This window comes from Robiginitalea aurantiaca (assembly GCF_030380815.1).
Lineage (GTDB): Bacteria > Bacteroidota > Bacteroidia > Flavobacteriales > Flavobacteriaceae > Robiginitalea > Robiginitalea aurantiaca.
Map to the genome: position 1 here is coordinate 1 of NZ_JAUDUY010000012.1, position 22,938 is coordinate 22,938.

Genomic DNA, 22,938 nt, shown 5'->3' on the forward strand with positions numbered 1-22,938 from the left:
TCGGCCAGATCATCACTCAAGATAACCGTGGTCAAGTCTACATTTCCGGTATTGACTACCGTAATGGTATAGTTCAACGTGCCGGGGGCACTGATAACTTCAAGGTCTACCACCTTATCTACTGTTAAAGCAGGATTAGCAGGAGTGCTAACATCAGTTAATTCGCAATCCGTATCATTGGCTGGCTCCGTATCATCAGAAATTGTAGCAACAGTTACCAAATTTCCAATATCGCCAGTCCCACACTGAGTTACTGTCGTATCATCACTCGGCGCATCATTATTGACCGTCACAGTTATTGTGTACACCACCGTTTCGCCAGGTGCCAGGGCACCAACATCCCATGTTACCACACCGGCATTTTCGGTACCCCCATCAGATGCCGATACAAAAGTCACATTAGGATCAAGGGTGTCGGTGATCACCACAGAATTTGCCACAGAGGGGCCTGCATTGCTCGTTGTAATGGTATAGGTCAGTGTTCCTCCCTGATCGATAGGGTCTACATCATCCGATTTAGTCACCGAAACATCTACATCTGCTGAAAAGAAGTCACCAACCTGGAGTAGTGGGACTTCCTGATTACCAGTATTAATTTTGCCAGCTTCACAACTTCCGATGGCAGCGGCATCTCCCAATCGCGTTTTCACGTTGCCGCCTACATTTTGGGGGACACTACTCTGAAGAACCAACCAAACTTCTACAATGATCTCATCCCCGGGATCCATACCACTGACTTCAATGGTACTTTCTATAGTATTACCTGTTAAGTTTGATGAAAAGCTTGAAACAGAAGCAGGTGTGCCATTATCTATTAAACTGGCATCGGCTCCTGTATCTACAAAAGCACCAATAACTTTTAAATTACCGTCAAATCCGAATGCACCCCCATTGGTAGTCTCAGTTTGCCACTCTCCACCAATTGATATAATATCATTAGCACAGGCCCCAGCAGCATCCGCCCGCACAAAATATTCGAAGGCCACAATCTGACCCAAGCCCAGATTGGCCGGTTGAAGGGATTCCAAAGTACTGGCATGACTCGTATTACCCAAAGGACTATCTCCACGTCCGTTAGGTGCTAAAACCTCACCATTTAAATACCTGTTATATAATTCAGGATTATAAGCGCTGAAATCAATACCATAATCCCCCCCAGCATCATTAAATGTAATTGTAGCTTGATGTTGGCTTGCTCTTCCCGTTGCCAGTAAATGAAAAAAAGCGCCCCTGTCGGCCTCTATGACTGTATATATTTCAGTAGAAAAGGAGCCGCTGGCATCCGCGGTAACGACATCCTGGAGCCCAGATTCCCCCAGGTTATTAAAGACATGTTCCGTTAGTTTCAGGTCGATCACCTCAAAAGAACCCCAACCTTTTCCAGTAGCAATTACCTTATCACCTGGAAAGTAATCTACTTTGTCCGTGGTGATGGTTTGGGCTGTTACAATCGAACTGATCATAATAGCAACAACCAATAAGAGTATTCGGCTGCTTCTGCTACTGATTCGTTGGAGTGTGGAGTAATAATGTTCCATTGGGATGTGGTTTAGGTTGTAGGGTATTTAAAATAGGAATAGGTATTTATCTGAAGGGGTCCGGACACGGGCCGTGCGGGCAGAAATACATACGAAGATTGCATCCCGCTTTCAGGGCAGGATAAAAGAGAATCGTTAAAAAGGAAGAGAAGTAATTCTGCTCCATACGCAAACGGCCGGTTTTTAAGAGTTCTTAAAAACCATAACAAGCAGGACTGGAAGTAAGAATTGGTAGAATAAACGGAACGAACTCTGGCAATCTAGTTTTGAAACGTATACGGGGGAAGAATTAAAAAGCCAGTATTCTTTCTCTTTTATTTTCTTAAATATACGTTAAACAAAATTAACGAGTCTCTGGGAAGTCGCTATAAATCATAGTTCATCGATGAAATGCACAGTTCTTACACCCAACACACTAGCACAAAATATATTATGTAATACTTTACCTACAAGGCTCTTATTTATTCACTGACTTTCTCCAGACCTCTAACCGTGATCACTTTTTTGATAGAAGAAAAAGAGCATCTTTTATCAACCCAAATCTTTTAAGACCCCCACTTATCTGAAAACGGAAGGCCCCGATTCGGGGCCTTTTTTATTCTATTATAACATTCGCCTGGGACGACTACTTTTTCTTTTTCTGAGTCTCCGCCTGCTCCATCACTTCACGCATTTTCCGCTGGAACCGGTTTTCCTTCCGGGGTTTCTTCTTTTGCTCCTGAATCTGGGCGTGAATTTTGTCCTCATCAAGGATGACGTTCTTGATGACCAGCATAATCCCTATGGTAATCAGGTTGGAGACAAAATAATACAAACTAAGGCCACTGGCGTAATTGTTGAAGAAGAACAACATCATCAGGGGCGACAGGTACATGATAAACTTCATGTTCGGCATCCCGGGTTGCTGGGTCTGCATGGTTTGCCCCGTGGTCATCATCATATAGAAAAATATGGCGATGGAAGCCAAAATTGGGAACAGACTGATATGATCTCCATAGAACGGAATGGCGAATGGTAATTGAGCCACAGTGTCATAGGATGAGAGGTCGTCTGCCCAAAGGAAGGATTTCTGGCGCAGTGAAAAACTCGTCGGGAAAAACATAAAAAGCGCATAGAAAACAGGCAATTGCAACAAAGCCGGGACACACCCGCTCAATGGACTCACGCCTGCCTTATTGTAGAGCTTCATGGTATCCTGTTGCCGTTTCATGGCATTGTCCTTATACTTCTCGTTGATCTCGGTGATCTCTGGTTTGAGGACTTTCATCTTTGCCTGGGACAAATACGACTTGTAAGTCACAGGAGACAGTACAATACGCACAACGATGGTCATCAGGACAATCGCAATCCCATAGGGTAAAAAGGAACTCAAAAAGCTGAAGAATGGCGTAAACAAATACCGGTTGATCCAGCCAAAGATCCCCCATCCGTAGGGTATGGAATCAGCCAGGGCCAAATCCTCGTATTGCTCCAGGACATCAATATCCGTCGGGCCGTAATACCAGTGCAGGTTTTTAGTGAAATCCCCGCCTGAGATGTCCAGGGGCATCTGAGCCCCGAATTCCTTTGTAAACTGTACCTCCTTACTTTCCTCTTCCACAAGATTCTTTGACGTCAGGTCAGCGGAAGCAAAAGGTTCATCGGCTGCGAGGATCGTGCTGAAAAAGTGCTGCCGGAAAGACAACCACCTCACATCAACTTCGGTCTCCTCATCATCACTGCTTTCAGACAACTTACTGATCTGATCCCCCTCATGCCGGTAGGTCAAACGGGTATACCGGTTCCCGTACATCACGCTTTTGTTGTGGCGTATCCCCCTCAATTGCCAGTCGATGAGCGCGGGCTGGGCGGCGTTCAGGACTCCGCTCAGGCCAACTGTCCGTATCTGAAAATCAAGAAGGTACTCGTCAGGTTTGATCGTATACCGGTATTCGAGGTACTGATCGGGACCCGTTTTTGCCTTCATACTCAAAACCTTGTTCGCTCCTTCCTCTAAGAGTTCCGGTTCAAAATACAAGTCCCTGGTCTGCAGCAGACGGTTATCACTTGTTGCCAGCTGCAGATTGAAAAGTGCATTCCCGTCCTTCACAAGATATACGGGTACAGAATCGTAGGTAACAAAATTCTTCATCACCGCTTCCACAACCTGACCACCCCGATTGGATATCTTAAGGGTGAGTAGTTCATTTTCCAGAAGGGTTTCACCGTCTTTTACCTGGGTATAGGCAAAGGCCCCTACCTGACTTGCATAGGCCTGTTGTGCCAGAGAGTCGTTGGCGTAGGTAACCGGTTGCTGAACAGGCGTTATTGGCTTTGGGGTCTCAGGGAGTGCTTCGGCCGGCTCCTCCACTTGTTCCGTGGCCTGTGCTTGCTTTTGTGCTTCCAGTTCTTCCGGGGTAGGCTGGTTTGTATAGAACCAGAATAGCAGAATCCCAAAAATCAAAAGGAAACCAATAATGGAATTCGGGTCCAGTTTTTTTTCTTCCATGAATCTCTTGTTTGGCTTTTTACCCGGTCATTCCGGCATTTTTGGTAAAAAGCAGGTGCAAATATAGGCCCATTTGCGGAGTTTATGCCATACTGGCATTGCTTCTTTCCTTTTTAAATTGAAGGACTGCACCGACAAAACCTACAAAAAGCGGGTGTGGGCTCCCTACCGTACTTTTGTACTCCGGGTGGTACTGAACCCCGATAAACCAGGGATGGCCTCCCACTTCAATAATCTCAACAAGACCCGTTTCGGCGTTGATCCCGGAGGTAATCAGACCTGCACCTTCAAGGGCCGCCTTGTACTCATTGTTAAATTCGTACCGGTGCCGGTGCCGCTCAGAAATCGTCGGGGCATTCCCATAGACCTCATAGGCAAGGGTACCTTCAGTAAGTTCGCAATCCCAGGCCCCCAGTCGCATTGTACCTCCCATGTTTACAATCGTCTTCTGAGCTTCCATAAGGTCGATTACCGGATGTTTGGTCTTCGGGTTCATCTCGGTTGAATTGGCGTCCTCATAACCCAGGACGTTCCTTGCAAATTCGATTACGGCCATTTGCATGCCGAGGCAAATGCCTAAAAAGGGTATTTTGTTTTCACGGGCATACTGAACCGCCTTTATTTTACCCTCGATTCCCCGTTCGCCAAATCCAGGGGCAACCAGAATACCATCCAGCCCCTTCATTTTGGTCTCGAGGTTATTGACACTGATGTGCTCGGAATGTATCGATACTACATTGACTTTGACCTCGTTGGCAGCACCGGCATGAATCAGGGATTCCTGTATACTCTTATAGGAATCCTGCAGCTCCACATATTTCCCGATCAAACCGATATTCACTTCGCTTTTTGGGTTGTTGAGCCGCTCCAAAAATCCCAGCCATGCGGTAAGGTCGGGTTCGGGCTGAAGTGGTAATTTGAGTTTTTCCAGAGCCACGGTGTCCAATCCTTCCTGCTGCATGAGGACAGGCACATCATAAATGGTCTTCGCATCAATGGATTGAATCACAGCCTCCTTCTTGACATTGCAAAAGAGCGCCAGTTTCTGCTTGATCTCCTCAGAAATTTCGTGCTCAGTGCGGCAAACCAGGATATCTGCCTTTATCCCGCTTTCCATGAGTGTTTTAACGGAGTGTTGGGTCGGTTTGGTTTTAAGTTCAGCAGCGGCGGACAAATACGGCACTAAAGTCAGGTGGATCACCAGACCATTATTATCTCCCAATTCCCACAAAAGCTGGCGTACTGCCTCGATATAGGGAAGGGATTCGATGTCACCCACGGTTCCGCCTATTTCGGTAATGACCATATCGTACTCCCCACTGTTACCCAGCAGCTGAATGCGCTCCTTGATCTCGTTGGTGATATGAGGTACTACCTGTACGGTTTTACCAAGAAACTCCCCGCGACGCTCCTTTTCAATGACACTTTGATAGATGCGACCGGTAGTTACATTATTCGCCTGTGAGGTTCGGACGTTTAAAAAACGTTCATAATGCCCAAGATCGAGATCTGTTTCCGCCCCGTCATCGGTGACGTAGCACTCTCCGTGTTCGTATGGGTTGAGGGTTCCGGGATCTACGTTTATATACGGATCCAGTTTTTGAATTGTAGTTCGATAACCCCTGGCTTGAAGTAGTTTAGCCAGAGAGGCAGCGATAATTCCTTTCCCGAGTGATGAGGTAACACCTCCCGTAACGAAAATGTACTTGGTAGCAGGCATGTTTGCAAGGTTTGTTACGGGGTTCAAAGGTACAAATAACCAAAGGAATTCAGGCAGGGTATCGTCGCTTTTTCACGAGGTCATCAGCGAAAATATCAGGAGGATCCCTGGTAATTCCCTAAAAACCCTTATTGAGATGTCCGCTCGAGCTTTTCGGCAATCTTCTTATTCCATCGAAGCTGCCCTTCCCGATTTCTGGAAAAATCTGTCTCCAGATCATACCGGTCCTGATAGGCAGAGAGTTCCTTGTTAATCTCTGAAAAAATGGATCTGATCTCCGCGCGTACATTTCCCTTGAAAGTTCTTTCCGAAAGTATTTTTCGCATTTTGCGTGCAAAAATTTCAGAGATGTCAAAATGTAGCTGTTCGTGCTTGAGGACCATGGCATCGCAGAGCTCCGGATGATACCAGGATTTCTCCGGATAGAAATAGGCGATAACCTCATAGTCCAGCCTGTACTCCCCGGGGCCTCCCCGGGTCTTAAAGGAATAACTAAGCCCGCTTGCGGTAGTTGCGGCAATAGTTTTATCAGTAGGGGGTGCAGCTTTGAAATCCTCCCATGTTAATTGTTCACCGGATTCCCAGCCAAAGGCCACATCTTCCTGCTGGGCCTGAAGTGCAAGGGCGAAGAGGAGTAAACTTCGCAAGAGTATTTTCAGAGGGTCCAAAAGAACCGGATTTCCTTCTGGATGGCTTCGTGCAGACTAAACCAGACCGGACAGGTCCGGGCGGTTTTCTCAAGAAGTTTCTGGTTTTTTTCAGAAACTCCGGCAGGCAGATACAAATTGACATCGATACGGGATATCCTTCTGGGATCGGCAGCCATATGTTTGGTCACCTCTCCGTAGGCCCCGTCCAAAGGTGGTTGCATATCCCCATAACGTATTCCCATCATCGTTAGCATGCAGCTGGCAAGACCTGTGGCAACAGTATCGGTAGGACTGAAAGCCTCCCCGAGTCCGTGGTTGTCCACGGGGGCATCCGTATTGAACTGGTCACCAGATTTGAGGTGTGTACAGGTCGTGCGCAAATTTCCTTTGTATTCTACTTTTGACGTCATGGATCTTTAAGCTCTTTTATTTGAAGGTCTTCATACATCAGGATGTAAGACGCCGTGTTGTAGTACCCGGTCTGCCAACCCTTCCAATAATTGAATTTATTTCCGGTATAGGTAACCTCCCCTATCTGATCGGCGACCTTAAACAGGTCAAGGTCGTAGGCGAGACGCAGCAACATATCCATGCCCAGGTCAAACCCGCGAACCGCATACCTGTCCGGTTCCCCGCTAAAACGCCGGCGATACCTCCTGGCAAAAGCAGCCGTAGTGCTCTCACGTGTCACCGAGGGAAAAGTAAATTTCAGTTTAGACAAATGGGGTACTGAGATCACGTCGTTTTCAAAGGCTTTGTTCCTGTGGGTGGTCAACATCCTGATCTGGGTGGTATCGGAATTTGCGGAATTCAAAATTGAACTCACACTTGAGGCGATTTTAAAGTCATCGGTTTCCACAAAAATCCAGTTTTCGGCTTCCTGTGACAACTGGCTTACGAGTACCTCCAGATCCAGAGAGATGTTTTCCTCTTCCTCCCTGAGTTCAACCAGCGTGGCTGCAGGAAACGTTTCGAGGATCTGCATTTCGGCATCCTGATTCTTCTGATCGGAAATGATCAGTATTTTTTCATCATTGACCTGCTCTTTGACAAAATCGAGCATGTGTGTTCGCAGACGGGCTTCAGGGGTAAAGGAATAAAACAGATTCTCCATGGGGATCTCCTGTCCTATGGGCAGCGGAGCCACTACCGGTACGTTGAGTTCCGATGCCTTCGAAGCGACTTCTTTGATGGACTCCTGGGACAGTGGCCCCAGAATTGCACTGTAAGCTCCAAGGTCTTCCCGAAGCATCAGATTTTGGACATGCTCCGTACTGAGCTCGGTATCCAGGGTTTTCACATCTACTGAAACTCCCAATTCAGCAATAGAATCCAGGGCAACCAAAAACCCTGAATAGAGGCCCAGACTGTATTGGAGGGCATTGTTTTGCTCAATGCGCTTCTGAGTTCCTTCATCATCGTCTAAATCCAGTCGATCCAAACGAAAAGGGAGCAATACCAGAACTCTGGGGATGTTTTCCGTATTTATGCTGTCCTTAAGGCTAAAAGGCGGTAATACAAGGTCATTTTTTACCTCAAGATTCATTGCCTTATCCCTGGGGATCTGGAGTACCATGCCCGCTTTAAGGCCCGAGGCAATTTCGGGGTTGGCATTCAATAAATCCGCATATCCAATCCCGAGTTGTCGGGTGAGGGAATACTGCGTCTGTTTTGGGCGTACTTCGTAAAACACATACTCACTTTCAGGTAGTGATTCGGGCTGTTTCTCAGGCAGCCGAAGTACCATCCCTTCCTTAAGCCCCCCCTGCTCGACGATTTCGGGGTTGAGCCGCAGAATTTCTTCTCTTGAAATACCGTATTCCTGACTCAGGCTATACAGGGTCTGCTTTGGTGGGACGGTAAAGGAAGTGTAGAGGATGGCAGCTTCTTCCATAATATCGCTTCCTGCCGGTTTTGGAAGCTTAAGCTCTTGTCCCGCCGCCAGGTAACTCGTGTTGTCCGGGAGTTCAGGATTGAGCTTGACAAGGCTGTCCACGGTAATTTTGAATTTATGGGCGATACTCCACCTGGTTTCGCGCGGCTGCACTTTGTACGAGATTAATTCGATTTCGCCTGCTTCCGGATCTGGTGAAGTACCCGGGGCATACCTGGGAATTCGCAGCATCATTCCTTTTTGAAGCGATCCCGAATACAGGTCGGGGTTATAGCGTTTTAACCGGTCTTCAGAGACCTCGTATCGACGCGAAATGCTGTACAGGGTTTCCTTCCTGCGCACCCGATGCGATTGAAAACCAATGGGTTTGTCAATTTCTGTGGTATCCGTAACACGGGTCTGCTGCTGACCAGATGCAACAGGCTGTGCCCCGGAGCTCGGGATAACGATGATCGTATTCGGCCTCAGGGCCGTATCAGGTGTGAGCTCCTTGTTGAATCGCAGGATTTCCTGAGTGCTCACCTGATATTGCTGAGCCACAGATTCCAGGGTCTCTCCCTGTTTTACGGCATGTGTTCTGAACTGCTGTGCCTTTGCTTTGCATCCAAAGGCCAGGAGCAGAATTCCCAATAAGATCCAATGCTGTGCAAACCTCATAATTATTCCCATTCAATAGTGGCCGGGGGTTTCGAACTAATGTCGTACACTACCCTGTTAACTCCAGGTACTTTATTTATTATATCATTTGAAATCTTCTGCATGAATTCATAGGGCAAATGCACCCAATCTGCAGTCATTCCATCCGTACTTTCCACAGCCCGTAAAGCTACGCATTTTTCATAAGTGCGCTCATCCCCCATCACCCCTACGCTTTGTACGGGCAGGAGGATTGCACCGGCCTGCCAAATCTGGTCATAGAGTCCCCAATCCACGAGTCCTTTAATAAATACGTGATCTACCTCCTGAAGGATCTCGACCTTTTCCGGAGTAATGTCCCCCAGGATACGAATCGCCAGACCAGGCCCCGGAAAAGGATGCCTTCCGAGACGTTCATCGGGGATTCCCAGGCTCGCCCCCACACGCCTCACCTCATCTTTGAATAACATTTTAAGGGGTTCCACCACCTTGAGTTTCATGTAATCCGGTAACCCGCCTACATTGTGATGACTTTTTATGGTAGCCGAAGGCCCCCCTGTGGCAGACACAGATTCAATGACATCCGGGTAAATGGTACCCTGCCCCAGCCACTTTGCATCCTCTACCTTATGCGCTTCGTCATCAAAAACATCAATAAAAATACGACCGATAATTTTTCTTTTCTTTTCGGGATCGGCCTCGCCCTTAAGGGCATCCAGAAACAATTTAGAAGCATCCACTCCCTTGACATTCAAGCCCATATGCTCGTACTGATCAAGCACTTCTTGAAACTCATTTTTTCGCAGCAATCCATTGTTTACGAAAATACAATGCAGGTGCTTTCCGATAGCCTGATGCAAAAGGACGGCGGCAACTGTTGAATCCACCCCTCCGGATAAACCTAATATCACTTTATCATTTCCAATTTTCTCACGCAGTTCGGCCACTGTAGTTTCGGCAAAAGCATCCGGAGTCCATGTTTGCTCTAATCCTGCTATGGTGACCAGAAAATTTTCGAGGATACGCTTGCCTTCCTTTGTATGGTACACTTCTGGGTGAAACTGGATGCCGTAGATGTCCTCCTCCTGAATTTTAAACGCAGCATTTGCCACATCGTGTGTACTGGCGAGCAATTCTGCATGAGCCGGAAGGGTTTTGATCGTATCACTATGGCTCATCCAAACCTGGGTATTCTCGGGGACCCCTTTAAAAAATGGATCGGGAGCGATGTGGGCGAGTTTAGCCCTTCCATACTCCCTGGTGTTCGAAGGCGCTACATTACCTCCGCTGAAATGGGCGATATACTGCGCCCCGTAACAGACGGCCAGAATCGGCTTATGGCCCCGGATTTGACTCAGGTCCGGATGCGGGGCATCTTCAGAGCGCACAGAGAAAGGTGAACCCGAAAGGATTACAGCCTTGTACTGTGAAAGATCTGCCGGTAAGGCATTATACGGTTTGATTTCACAAAAAATATTCAGTTCGCGAACCCTTCGGGCGATTAGTTGGGTGTATTGCGATCCAAAATCAAGAATCAGGACGTTATTTTGCATGGCCAAAAATAGTAAAATGGACGAACTGATGCGAGTCCGATTATCAATACTTATCCCCAGTTTGTGAAAAAAGAAATAGGCGCTCTTCCATAACGCAAAAAACCGGAAGTAAAAATGGATATAAACGTCAATTATTTCTGCTTTTATGTCATCCAAAATGGACTCAAAAAAAAAAGACGCTTTACACCCCGGGTACTGACAATATTTTATTTAAAAACCTAAATTTTCCAAAATAATTCACGATCAGTACATTTGTGTACTTTTACTTGATATAATGTATTTTTATATATTGGTTTTCAATCTTTTAATTCTTTTCCTACAAATTGCTTTTTAACGCTTTTTACCTTGGTTTTACTTGATTTTACAGCTGTTTTCACACCTGAATACTCCCCTCCCCCATGCCGGGAAATTCCCGCCCTGAAAACAGTTGGCGCCTCCAACATTGGCCGCGGTCTCCAAGGTGCCATAACACCCCTTCAGGTACTGCTCATAACACCAAAAAGTAAGGCGTAAAAACGCTGGATAAACATTATTTTTTTCGTAACTTTAAGGGAAAGTACAGGGCGATGCAGGAGCAGAAATGGAAAGAGATCACCAGGGAACTCGAGGCGGGGTTATCCGACCCTTTGCATCCATTCAGGTTTGGTACGCTTGCAACCCTGGGCCTTGGAAACCTTCCCCGACTCAGGACCGTTCGAATCCGGGAATTCGACCCCGAGAAAATGAAACTCACTTTCTATACCGATTCGCGTTCCAAGAAAATAATGCACATCAAGGAAAACAACAAAGTGAGCATGCTGTTCTATCATCCGGCCAAACTACTTCAGCTTCGCCTTGAGGGGCTTGCGATACGGGAATCAGATGAAACGGTACTACAGAGGTACTGGGAGGAGGTCGAAGGGAATTCTAAATTGGATTACCTCACCACGACGGCACCGGGCACAGAGATTGTAGATCCTGATAAGGTCGAATACCTGAATGACGACCCCTATTTTTCGGTTATTTATATCCTCCCCTTTAAGATTGAGATGCTCCAACTTAAGCGGCCCCGCCACCTTCGCATCCGATTTTCAAAACGCGAAGGAACCTGGAAGAGTGACTATTTAGTCCCTTAGCGTATCCAAAATACACTGTACATCCGACTCGGAAGTATCCGGATTAATAAAACAAAAACGCAGTACGGTTTCAAACCCTCCTCCTGAAGGCCACTTTGTAGGGGCGACCAGTGCGAGACCCGCCTTGTGGTTTTCGTAGGTCCACCTGGTGTAGTCCTCCGGCTCCCAACCCTTGCGGCGAAACAACACACAGGAAAGACTGGGCTCACGTACGAGTTCGAGATCCGGATTATTGCGTATCATTTCTCCGGATTCCCTGGCCAGGGTAATACCCCTTTCCACCGCCCACTTATATTTATCGGTACCATGAGTCGCAAGCGAAAACCAAAGTGGCATCCCCCTGAGGCGACGGGTAAGCTGGATTTGATAATCTGAAGGATTAAAACCTCGCGCTCCTTCATCCCTGAAGATATCGAGATAGGAGCCATCCTGTTGATGCGCTTCCCTGGCCTGTTCAGGATCCCTGTATAGCACAGCCCCACAGTCATAGGGACTGAACAACCATTTGTGAGGATCAATCGTAACGCTGTCCGCCGATTCAATCCCCTTGAAGAGGTGACGAACAGAATCCGCAGCAAGGGCCCCTCCCCCATATGCTGCATCCACATGGAACCAAAGCCCTTCCTGTTTGCAAACCCTGGCAACCCCCTCCAAATCGTCAATAATCCCGGCATTGGTCGTCCCTCCGGTGGCCACTACAGCAAAAACCCTTCTCCGGTCTTCCGGGGGCAGTGCATACAGTGCGCTTTCTAACTGGGCGCCACTCATACGATCTTCGGTTTGGACAAGGTGCACATCTGCGTCGATGACCTTTGCCATCGCCTTAATGGAACTATGGGCTCCACTTGAGGTCAGTATCATCCCTTTTTCACCATTGGCTTCCTTCTTTTTCCGACAGGCCTCCCTGGCTGTAACCATTGCAGAGAGATTAGCTGCCGTACCTCCGCTGGTAAACACCCCAAAGGCTCCTTTTGGCATGCCTGTGAGGGAAACAAGCCAATCCATGGCCCTGTTCTCACAATAGATCCCTCCTGCTCCTTCCATCCAGTATGCCCCGTGTATGGAGGAAGCCGAGGTTATCAAATCAAAGAGAATAGCTGCGCGTGTTGGTGCAGCGGGCACAAATGCCAAATGTCGCGGGTGATCGATAGGTACCGTGGCTTTCACAAGGACATCCCGGAAGATCTCGAAGGCCTTTTCTCCACCAATCCCTTCGGGGGTGATGGTTTCTCCCGCCAATGCGTGGAGTTCAGATTCCTTTTTGGGCTGACCGAGGTCGGGCGCGCTGTTGGTAATCCTGCTGATGGCGTATTTCATCACGTCAAGGGTCATCTCGACGGTATCGATATCTAAGGTATGCATGTTGTAAAAGGTTAAGCTGAATGCAAATATAGGCTTCAGGGGCTAGAGAAACACCTGATCAAAAAATGAAGACCGAAAACTCCTGATCTAAAGGCTGAAAAGCCTCGAGGAGGTCCTGGAACAGCTCCGGTCCGAAATCGAGATAAAACTCCGAAAAATTTCGACTGCGCTCCTGAAGGCTACCCCCTGGAAACAGGGCATCCTGCAGGTCCCTAACTCGGGACACCTCATCGTTTAGCTTGCGCTTTTGAGCCTTCAGCAGCCTCTTTTCAAGGCGTTCAAGACCTTTTAGTTGTTTGACTTCCTGAGCCTGTACAGCTCCCAGGAAAGATTTGTCCGTTTTCGACGCGATGTCATAGAGCCCTTTGAATTGCTTTATCAGATGTTCTTTCTGAGGGCTGAAATCAATGGACAGTTCTGAGATCTCCCGAACTCTTTTTTCAACAAGACGGTCCGGATCGAGGAACAGGTCGGCTGTTGTCAGGTTTAATTTCTGAAGCTTCTGCCCTTGCTTCCGGCTCATGAGCAAGGCAGAATTCCTGAGTAACAATAACGGAAAAGGCACATCCGAGGCCTCAAAAAACCCTTTGAGTTCCAGCCAGTAGGCCAGTTCACCTCCGCCACCTATGTAGCATAGATTGGGAAGAATGACTTCCTGATAAAGGGGTCTGGTAGTCACATTGGGTGAAAAACGCTCGGGGTGATCCCGGAGTTCCTCCCTTAGTTCAGTTTCCGAAAACCTGATTTTCGAGTCTACCACGCTAAAGCCATCCCCCTCGGCAACCAATCTGTTTCGAAGTCCTTCAATCAGGTAAAAGAAGTTTATTTCCCTGGGGCTGACCTGAATGCGATAATTCCCGGGGAGCGCATTGAGTTTTTCAATACTCTTGCCTACCGTGGTATACCCCAGGTTCTTAAAAAGGTCATTTTCAATATGCGGTGTAAAAAGCCTTTTCAGTCGCGCATCATCCGCATCGAGCACAACAAGCCCGAGGTGTCCGAAGAGTTCATTAGCCAGGTATTGGGTAGCCGAAGCGAGGTTTGAATGCTCTAAATAGGCGCTCTGAAACATGTTTCTCAGGGTATCCGACCGTTTCCCAGGGCCCAGATCTGCTGAAAATGTTTCGAATACGGCTTGCAGGCCTTCCAAATCCAATCGCCCCACGCCTCCTGAAGCTCCCCGGTTCCACCGAACTTCTTTACCCCTGAAATTAAAATGGTTGATTTCCTCAAAATCATGATCCTCCGAAGCCATCCAGTACACGGGCACAAAATGACAATCGGGATAGGCTTCCTTTAGCTGTTGGGCAAGTTTTACCGCGGAAAGAATTTTATAGACAAAATACAAGGGGCCCGTAAACAGGTTGAGTTGGTGACCCGTTACAACAGTAAACGTTTTTTGGTCCTGCAGCGCCTTTATATGCCCAAGGGTCTTAACCGAAGCCTGTAGTCCTGAATATTGTTCTGAAAGCACTTCAGAGACAACAGCCCGGTGCTCCTTTGGGAAATTCGACTGCTTTTCCTCTATTTGAGCTTTAAAGGCATTCAGGGAAGGAAATCTCCCGTAAAAGGGTTGCAAATCGTCCCGCTGGTCGAGATAATCCTCAATAAGATTCGAAAAGAAACCGGTATCCTGAAACGGAATTCCCTGGGATTGCATAGTTTTTATTCAATAGTCAAAGATAAAATTCCCACAGGGATGAATTCCTAAAAATACGTTAAGAAACATCAACTGCTTCCTGCCAAAAAAGATGGTAAAACAGGACTTATTCCTTAGATTTGGCAACTTGATACAAACCCTATGCGAATTTTTTCTGCCCTATTTGTTTTTTTGATCCTGAATCAAGCGGTTGCTCAGGACCTCAAATCCCCTTCTGAATACCTCGGGTACGAGCTCGGCTCAAAGTTTACCCGACATCACGAAGTAGTATCGTATTTTCAGTATGTAAGTAACACACTCCCACAGCAGGTACAGCTGCAGCCTTACGGCTATACCAATGAACGAAGACCCCTGATGCTGGCTATGATTTCAAGTGCTGAAAACATGGCTAAACTGGATGAGGTGAGAAAAGAACATCTTCAAAGTACGGAAGGGGCTGGAAGTTCCGAAATAGCTGTCGTCTGGCTCAGCTATAACGTTCACGGAAACGAAAGTGTGAGCACTGAGGCCTCCATGCAAACCATTTATGAATTGCTGACCAGTAAAAAAGACTATCTAGAAAACACTGTGGTCATCATCGACCCGTGCATCAATCCGGATGGCAGGGACCGTTATGTGAACTGGTATTATCAGTATAAGAACAACCCGTATCAGGTGGACGCCGATAGCAAGGAACACCGCGAAGGCTGGTGGTCGGGAAGAAGCAACCACTACATGTTCGACCTGAACCGCGACTGGGCCTGGCTTACTCAGGTGGAAAGCCAACAGCGCCTGAAACAGTTTAACCAGTGGATACCGCATATCCATGTGGATTTTCATGAACAAGGCATGAATAGTCCTTATTATTTTGCACCTGCTGCGGAACCTTATCACGAAGTCATTACGGACTTTCAACGTGATTTTCAGGTGAAAATCGGGAAGAATCACGCCCGGTATTTCGATCAAAACGGCTGGTTTTATTTTACCCGGGAAGTATTCGATCTCTTTTATCCGAGCTACGGGGATACCTATCCCACCTATAATGGTGCGATCGGGATGACCTATGAGCAGGGTGGCAGTGGCCGGGCTGGTCTTGGGGTGGTAGTCGACAACGGTGATACCTTAACCCTTAAGGACCGGATTGCCCACCACCTGACCACAGGCCTGAGCACCGTTGAGGTTGCCTCTCAGAATGCGGGAGAATTGAATGAAGAATTCCGGACCTTCTACAAGAGCGGCAAAGATTTTAAATACAACTCCTACATTCTCAATGGGGATGCAGATAAACAACAGGCCCTAGCGGATTTACTTGACAAACACCAAATTTCATATGGATGGGCAGATGGATCCTCTGTACGTGGAACTGCCTTTGGTACGGGAGAAAGTATAAATCTTAAAACGACCCCCGGGAGTATGGTGGTTTCAACAAATCAGAAAAAGGGTACCATGGTCAAGGTGCTATTTGAACCCAATGCCGTTCTGAGCGATTCACTCACCTATGATATTACCGCCTGGTCCCTGCCTTATGCGTACGGTATGGATGCTGTGGCAAGCGAATCCCTGGCCCGGGTTAATTCCTCACAGAGTGCACCCTGGGACGCGGAAAATTTAGCGATTCAGAAGGGTGCCTTTGCGCATCTGGGTGACTGGAATAGTATGAAAGATGCGCGCTTTCTTTCCGATCTACTCCAAAAGGGCATCAGGGTCCGCAGATCGGAACGCCCGTTTGAACTGAACGGCCAAAACTGGGCTGGCGGAAGCCTTATTATTACCAGGGCTGACAACAAAAACGTTCCCGACTTTGAATCACTGCTGCAAACCCTTGTTGAAAAACATCGCAAGCCCCTGACTCCGGCCAGTACGGGGTTAGTGGATTCCGGTAAGGATTTCGGGTCCGGATATGTCGGCATGATCCCTGCTCCTAAAGTCGCGGTACTTTCCGGAGAGCCTACCTCTACATTGAGATTCGGAGAAGTATGGCATTTTTTCGAACAACAACTCTACTATCCGATTTCGGTTCTGGACGCCGATTATTTTGACAGGATTGACCTCGGAAAATACGATGTCCTGGTTCTTCCAGGAGGATGGGGATATTCAAATTTCTTAAACGAAACCCGGAAGGGCAAACTTAAAGACTGGGTAGCCTCTGGGGGCAGGCTGGTTGCCATGGGTAGCGCTTTGGGCCATCTCGGAGGTGAGGATGGATTTTCTATAAAACGCAAAGAGGCCGAAGAAACGGATTTGGAGCTCGAAAAGGCCCCGGACTTTGCCGGGACGAGTCGGGAACGGATCCGGGATGAAATAACGGGGGCGATTTTCAAAACCGAGGTTGACCCCACACATCCCCTGGCTTTTGGATACGGTAAATCCTATTACACACTGAAATTGGGGAGTAATAACTATACCCTCCCGGGAAGCGGCACTGTTGCAGCATTGGGGGAATCCCCTATACCTGTTGCTGGTTTCGCGGGAAGTAAGGCGATTCAGAATCTTCCCAACAGCCTTGTTTTCGCCATGGAATATCACGGAAGCGGACAGGTTGTTTATATGGCAGACAACCCCTTATTCAGAGGGTTTTGGGAAAATGGTAAATTATTCTTTGCCAATGCCGTGTTTATGGCGGATTGATTCTGGTCCTTATTGAATGGTTACCGTAGTTTCGGGGTCTGCAATACACTCGGCACCCCCGAGGTTTAAGACGACGAGAGCCTGTACAGAATACGTTCCGGAATTGACATACAGGTGGGATACGGAATTTCCACTGCCCTTAGTCCCATCTCCAAAATCCCAATTCACGGATGCGATCGGCAAATCCCCTGAGTATTGAACTTCGAACTGTACGGTCATGCCACCCAGGTCATTGTCATCTTCAATCTGGACGCGTGCTGCCTCCTGTTCGCAATTAATTTCCTGTGGGGTGTCATCATCTCCACTACAGGACACCAGAAATACAAACAGGGTCAGACCTGCTAAACAAGTACTTAGAAATGAGCGCATTACACTTTGCGATATCATAGGCTACTCTTTAATCGAGATGGCAAAAGTACTCATAATACCTTAATACACAGAGTGCAATCCTGTGTTCAGGATTATCAGGCGACCACATCGGCTTCCAGGCGGCCCACCCCGGGGGGACTCTCCAAAAGGACGGCATCCAGATCAACTCCTTCAATCGGAATGACCTGCTGGCCCTCCCTGTCCCATTCGATTCGCCTTCCCAGTTTCCAGGAGAGGCCCGTCATATGTGCTGCAATGGCCTCATCGAACCCTTCCTGAATTCCGCAACTGAGCGTTCCTCCATTTCGAATAACACTGAGCCATTCCCGCATGTGCAGAAAAGTGGAGTCCACGCGTTTCCCGTCTACATAGGTCCACATCAGTCCTTTGTCTGCAAAATACTGAGAGGTTGCAGAAGAGACCCCATCCAGTGCAGAAGCGGCTGGATTGTAACTATAAATAGGACTCTGAGGGGACATTTTACCCGCCTCCAGCATTTCAGCATATCGTGTGGAACCTCCATCGGGCCATATGGTCAGACGGTTGCCAAGTTCCATGGATGCGTCATGGCCCATGAGCATGGTGGGACGGTTAAAGCCATTTCCAAGAGAGGCACTATAGGTAAAGGTCATCCCTTTTTCCTTGCCTTTTTTCTGTGTACTGCCTGTACTGAATTCGGGAAATTCCATATTGGCCTGAAGGACATCGGGAACATTGCGTCCGTCCCTGTGTGTGTATATTCCTCCAGAAGCCATTACGGATTTGGGAATACCCATTTTCAACACGCAATTCAGGCGGTCGTAGTCATGTGTAAGCAAATCTCCGGATAATCCGGACCCGTATGCCCACCATTTTCGCCACCTGAAGAAATGATTCTTATTGAACGGAATTTCCGGCGCACTTCCCAGGAACTGTTCCCAATCGATGGTCTGGGCATTGGCCTGAGGGACAATGTCATAATTCCAGGCTCCATTGTCGTCATTGCGGTTTGTGTTGGTGGTAATGAGCGAAACATGACCCAGGATTTCCTTTTCCACAATATCCCGGGCAGTCTTAAAGCTCAGGGTTTGCCTGTGCTGATGCCCAACCTGAAAAGCAGCTTTAGAATTCTGAGCAGCTTCCTTCAGCGCATAGGTTTCCTTTAAATTATGCGTCATGGGCTTTTCGACGTAGACGTGGACATTGTTCTTTAGGGCTTCTATGGACATGGGAGCATGCCAGTGATCCGGAGTTGCGATAACTACAGCTTCTACCTCCCCACTTTGGATCATCTCCTTGTAGGTGCGGTACCTTTTGACCGGCTGATCTTCTGTCCCAAAGGATCGCATAGCCTTTTCGGCACGGATATCGAAAACGTCACAAACCCCCGTAATTTGAACATTTAAGGGCTCCTGATTTCGAAAATCCTCCAATGCTGTAAAGGGTTGGCCGGCTTTTTTCGCTTCGGCGGCAGCCTCCTCCATGGCTGCTATCCATTCATCTGTAGCATAGCCCAGCGACCTGCAGAGTTGTTCCCCTCTGATGCCAAAACCGATAATCCCCACCCGCACCGGCTTCCCGCCAATGGCCGGTACCGCATTAGGAAGTGAAGGTTGAATATTGAGTTGTTCCAGGATCGTTTCGCGCTCCCGTTTCTTCCCGACGGTCCCGGAGGCTCCTGCCCACCATACCGTTCCTAAAATTGGAATACTCCCCAGTCCCAATAAAGCTTCTCTTCGTGTCCAGCTCATGACAATTCGGTTTTAGTAGTTGTTTTATTTTTTGACAGAATACGCGGAAGCCCGAAAAGGGAACCGGTTGGATGATAAAAAAGCACCAGACAAGCTACAGCTTCTATCAAATTTTTATTGACGATCCAGTAACTGCCTTCGGTGTTCACCTGAGCCATTCCAGGCCAGGATGGATGCGCCAGGTAATAGAGTAAGAGCAGACCAGCTCCCACAAGGGCTCCTGCCTTTTCAAAGACCCCCAGGATGAGGGTAATTCCCACGAAGACCAGGGCAGCCCAGTTCATCGTATCGATCCAGGGCAGAACAGCCTCAGATGTCATGGCCTGAAACACAGGTTTTAAGGGGCCCTGGGCTGTTGCGAGATACCCAAAACTGGTCCAGTCCGGATTGTACAATTTTACAATTCCCTCATAGAGGAAATGCCAGCCGATAAGAATGCGAAGCAGGGCAATGCTCCAGGAACTCCCCTGCGGATTAAAGGATAAGGACATAGAAAAATATTTGATTCTTAGATTAAGTGCGGCCTTACAGACCGAATGAAATTGCCTACAGGGCATGAAATTACGGAAACCCCGTTGTACATTTTATGACGAATATCAGCATTCACCCCAATTGAAAAAAAGATCAGGTGCGCCCGGCAAGAATGGTCATCGCATCTACAAAATGGTCGAGTTCGTCCGTGGTAGTGTAGACGTTAGGGGTAATTCTGCAGCCCTTTACATTAGCATAATCAATGGCCACCGTAAATATTCCAAATTCATCCAGGAGTACTTTGGCCAGCTCTGCTGGTTGTATATGGGAAATGCCGGCATTGGCGATGCCACAACTCCGCTCCGGCGCCTGGGGCGTGTTAATCACGACGTTTTCAACCTGCCTCAGCCGGTCACTCCAATACCGTTGCAGAAACCGCAGGCGTTCTGTTTTTGCTTCCAGCCCTATCTGCTCCAGGTAATCCATGGCATCCGCTATGGCAAGATCCGTATGCACCGGATGCGTCCCGGTATGGTTGAGCCGACCGATATCCGTGGGTTCCCTTTGATGCTCTGCAAGCAAAGGCCAGATTTTCCCGATATGCGCGCTCTGAACATAGAGCATTCCCGCCCCGAGAGGCGTGCTTAACCATTTATGGAGGCTCGATCCGTAGTAATCGCATCCCAATGCAGGCAGATCTACCGGAATATGACCAATACAGTGAGCACCATCGACCAGGACTTCCACCCCATGGCGATGCGCCATATCGCAAATTTTCCGGACCGGAAGAATCTGGCCGGTAATATTGATCATATGGCAAATCATGAGCATTCGGGTCTTCGAATTGATCTGCCCCTCGTAAAGGGACACAATTTCCTCATCGGTTTCCGGATGGTTTGGGACCGAAACCTCACGACAAACAACCCCAAAACGTTCGGATATCTGTTTAAAATGATCTCGCATGGCCCCGTAATCCTGAAGGGCAAATACAGCCTCGTCTCCATCTTTCCAGGGATACCCTCCAATGATCATATCGAGGGATTCCGTGGTGTTACGGGTGATGATTAAATTCTCGCCCGTAGTGTTAAGCAGCCCTGCAAGGCGATCGGTTATCCGCTTTTTATTCTCCCATTGCACCGTCCGCATATAATAGGACCCCTGGTAATTGACTTCCCTGACATGCGCCATAAAAGCATTCAAGGTTGGGTTCGGAATAATGTTGTAATAGCCGTTTTCCAGGTTGATGTACTCCGGCTTCAGGCTATAGTCTTTGCGTATCCTTGCCCAGAAGTCTTCACCCCGATCCTGGGGATACGGTGCCAAATGCGACTCCCCTGCTGGGTTCATACCCGCGCCAAACAAAGGAGTTGCAAGCGCGGCAAATCCCAGGTTTTTAATAAAATCTCGTTTTTTCACATTCAGGTTTTTAGCCCTCTGAAGATACTAAAACCCCGGAAAATAAAAGCGAAGTACTGAATACCCCCCCTTCGGACATGCTTTTAAATCATTCGTAAATGCCGTATCTTCGAACTTAAAACCAGGGTGCTCAAACCACGGGTTTACCGGGTCCGCATTCTGGCAAATGGATTTGCTATGATTCAGTATTCAGGTATTTTTTTGATTTTGTTTTTCCTTTTGGGAACGACGGTTTCAAGCGGCCAGCAAACGGCTGCGTCAGCTGATTCAGGGTTTCGGTCCTACCAGGGCGTCATCAGGGACTCCGATTCGCGGGAAGTTCTCGTATTTGCGACCCTTACCCTCCAGGACCAGAATATCAGTACGGTTTCAAATGCCGATGGGGCCTTCCTTTTGAAAATTCCGGAAAATCTGGTTGATGGGACCGTTCAGGTTTCCTTTCTGGGGTATAAATCTCGGGTAATCCCCCTGAGCCAGTTCAGCGAAAGTGGGACGGAGATTTTACTGGATGTTTCGGTCACTCCCCTTCAGGCTGTGGATGTGGTTGTACCCAGAGACGCCCGTACGCTCGTCCACGAGACTTTTGGGAACCGGGGAATCAACTATATGCAGGACCCGCTTGAGATGACGGCTTTTTATCGTGAGACCATTAAAAGGCGACGTCAGAATGTTTCCCTTTCCGAGGCAGTGGTAACTGTACATAAAGCCCCCTACAACAGTGCGCGCCACGACATTGCAGAACTGTACAAAGCACGTAAGAGCACGGACTATTCAAAACTCGACACGGTTGCTTTAAAATTACAGGGAGGCCCTTACAACGCCCTGTATGTAGATTTGATGAAGTATCCGGACTACATTTTTTCATCCGACTATTTCGAGGATTACAATTTCACTTTTGAACGGAATACCCGCATAAATGACAGACTGATTTTTGTTATTGCCTTTAAACAAAAGGAAGAAATCATTGAACCCCTCTATACGGGTAAACTCTATATCGACGCCGAGCGAAAAATTCTTACCAGTGCCATTTTTTCACTCAACATTACGGACCGGGAGCTGGCCAGTCGGATGTTTGTCCGAAAAAAACCGGCCAATGCAAATGTTTACCCCACCAAAGTATCCTACCGGGTGGATTACCGGGAAAAAGAAGGCAGGTGGTACTATGGGTATAGCAATGCCATCCTGGAGTTCAAAATTGAATGGGACAAAAGGTTATTTAATTCAGTTTACAGCCTTACGTGTGAAATGGCAGTTACCGACTGGGAAAAAAACATCGGGGGTAAATTACCAAAATCGAATGAGCGGATTCGCTCCAGTATAATTCTCAGTGATGCTGCCAAGGGATTTTCGGATCCCGAGTTCTGGGGTGCCTATAACATTATTGAACCCGACAAGTCTATAGAATCGGCCATTAAAAAGATACAAAGGCAGATTCGTAGGGAAGAGCGAAAAAGTGATTGATCACTTTTATGTGTCGACGTATCTCACTGGTTTATAAACAATTGTTAATATCCTGAGTGAATAACGTGTGAATTACTTCTCCTGAGAGGATTTGGAAATCGCGAAGGATACATTTACTTTAGAAATGTGATTGAGTAGGGAATTTCAGTCCTTGGAATTTCTGAAAAAGCACTACAGAGTTAGCGTTCTTTGTATTATTGATTAGTTGGAAAATTGAATGGGTAGCAATACTCCTTTGGTTATTTCAACGAGTCTGAAGCGGTGGGCG

The 22,938-nt window shown here is 47.7% G+C and carries 16 protein-coding genes; 3 read left to right on the top strand and 13 right to left on the bottom strand.

What is annotated here, in order from left to right:
* The 7 genes from QU605_RS14160 to guaA form a co-directional block, all read right to left on the bottom strand.
* On the bottom strand, nucleotides 1-1,538 hold a 1,538-nt coding region (locus QU605_RS14160; RefSeq protein WP_289725981.1), incomplete at its 3' end, for a DUF11 domain-containing protein.
* A 625-nt stretch (nucleotides 1,539-2,163) separates the two neighbouring features.
* The gene (gene yidC, locus QU605_RS14165; protein ID WP_289725982.1) at nucleotides 2,164-4,026 is read right to left on the bottom strand and encodes a membrane protein insertase YidC; all 1,863 of its coding nucleotides are present in this window, start codon (nucleotides 4,024-4,026) and stop codon (nucleotides 2,164-2,166) included.
* 82 nt (nucleotides 4,027-4,108) lie between these two features.
* On the bottom strand, nucleotides 4,109-5,746 hold the full coding sequence (gene pyrG / locus QU605_RS14170; protein ID WP_289725983.1) for a CTP synthase: 1,638 nt from the start codon (nucleotides 5,744-5,746) through the stop codon (nucleotides 4,109-4,111).
* 128 nt (nucleotides 5,747-5,874) lie between these two features.
* The gene (locus QU605_RS14175; protein ID WP_289725984.1) at nucleotides 5,875-6,393 is read right to left on the bottom strand and encodes a DUF922 domain-containing protein; all 519 of its coding nucleotides are present in this window, start codon (nucleotides 6,391-6,393) and stop codon (nucleotides 5,875-5,877) included.
* 8 nt (nucleotides 6,394-6,401) lie between these two features.
* Nucleotides 6,402-6,806: an OsmC family protein gene (locus tag QU605_RS14180; protein WP_289725985.1), complete on the bottom strand. Its 405-nt coding sequence runs from the start codon at nucleotides 6,804-6,806 to the stop codon at nucleotides 6,402-6,404.
* Nucleotides 6,803-8,947, bottom strand: coding sequence for a PBP1 and LysM peptidoglycan-binding domain-containing protein (locus QU605_RS14185; RefSeq protein ID WP_289725986.1), 2,145 nt, complete (start codon nucleotides 8,945-8,947; stop codon nucleotides 6,803-6,805). The genes QU605_RS14180 and QU605_RS14185 overlap by 4 nt, the downstream gene beginning before the upstream one ends.
* 2 nt (nucleotides 8,948-8,949) lie before the next feature.
* Entirely contained in the window at nucleotides 8,950-10,479 is a 1,530-nt protein-coding gene (gene guaA, locus QU605_RS14190) for a glutamine-hydrolyzing GMP synthase (RefSeq protein ID WP_289725987.1), read from the bottom strand.
* A gap of 566 nt (nucleotides 10,480-11,045) precedes the next feature.
* Here guaA and QU605_RS14195 point away from each other — a divergent pair.
* Nucleotides 11,046-11,594, top strand: a complete 549-nt coding sequence (locus QU605_RS14195; RefSeq protein WP_289725988.1) for a pyridoxamine 5'-phosphate oxidase family protein — start codon at nucleotides 11,046-11,048, stop codon at nucleotides 11,592-11,594.
* On the opposite strand, the gene QU605_RS14200 is transcribed toward QU605_RS14195, so the two are convergent.
* Both QU605_RS14200 and bshC read right to left on the bottom strand, forming a co-directional pair.
* Nucleotides 11,583-12,956, bottom strand: a complete 1,374-nt coding sequence (locus QU605_RS14200) for a pyridoxal phosphate-dependent decarboxylase family protein (protein ID WP_289725989.1) — start codon at nucleotides 12,954-12,956, stop codon at nucleotides 11,583-11,585. The genes QU605_RS14195 and QU605_RS14200 overlap by 12 nt on opposite strands.
* A 58-nt stretch (nucleotides 12,957-13,014) precedes the next feature.
* A complete protein-coding gene (bshC, locus tag QU605_RS14205) occupies nucleotides 13,015-14,616 on the bottom strand; it encodes a bacillithiol biosynthesis cysteine-adding enzyme BshC (RefSeq protein ID WP_289725990.1) in 1,602 nt (533 codons plus the stop codon).
* A gap of 141 nt (nucleotides 14,617-14,757) precedes the next feature.
* Between bshC and QU605_RS14210 the strand changes: the two genes are divergently transcribed.
* On the top strand, nucleotides 14,758-17,223 hold the full coding sequence (locus tag QU605_RS14210) for a M14 family metallopeptidase (protein ID WP_289725991.1): 2,466 nt from the start codon (nucleotides 14,758-14,760) through the stop codon (nucleotides 17,221-17,223).
* Between the two features lie 9 nt (nucleotides 17,224-17,232).
* On the opposite strand, the gene QU605_RS14215 is transcribed toward QU605_RS14210, so the two are convergent.
* The 4 genes from QU605_RS14215 to QU605_RS14230 all read right to left on the bottom strand — a co-directional run bounded on the left by QU605_RS14215 (nucleotide 17,233) and on the right by QU605_RS14230 (nucleotide 21,209).
* Complete coding sequence (locus tag QU605_RS14215; RefSeq protein WP_289725992.1) at nucleotides 17,233-17,610, bottom strand: PKD domain-containing protein; 378 nt, start codon at nucleotides 17,608-17,610, stop codon at nucleotides 17,233-17,235.
* 77 nt (nucleotides 17,611-17,687) lie between these two features.
* Entirely contained in the window at nucleotides 17,688-19,322 is a 1,635-nt protein-coding gene (locus tag QU605_RS14220; protein WP_289725993.1) for a Gfo/Idh/MocA family protein, read from the bottom strand.
* Entirely contained in the window at nucleotides 19,319-19,813 is a 495-nt protein-coding gene (locus QU605_RS14225) for a DoxX family membrane protein (RefSeq protein ID WP_289725994.1), read from the bottom strand. The genes QU605_RS14220 and QU605_RS14225 overlap by 4 nt, the downstream gene beginning before the upstream one ends.
* Before the next feature lie 133 nt (nucleotides 19,814-19,946).
* Nucleotides 19,947-21,209: an aminotransferase class V-fold PLP-dependent enzyme gene (locus QU605_RS14230; RefSeq protein ID WP_289725995.1), complete on the bottom strand. Its 1,263-nt coding sequence runs from the start codon at nucleotides 21,207-21,209 to the stop codon at nucleotides 19,947-19,949.
* A 177-nt stretch (nucleotides 21,210-21,386) separates the two neighbouring features.
* On the opposite strand from QU605_RS14230, the gene QU605_RS14235 reads away from it, so the two are divergent.
* Nucleotides 21,387-22,670, top strand: a complete 1,284-nt coding sequence (locus QU605_RS14235; protein WP_289725996.1) for a carboxypeptidase-like regulatory domain-containing protein — start codon at nucleotides 21,387-21,389, stop codon at nucleotides 22,668-22,670.
* The last annotated feature ends 268 nt before the right edge of the window (nucleotides 22,671-22,938 follow it).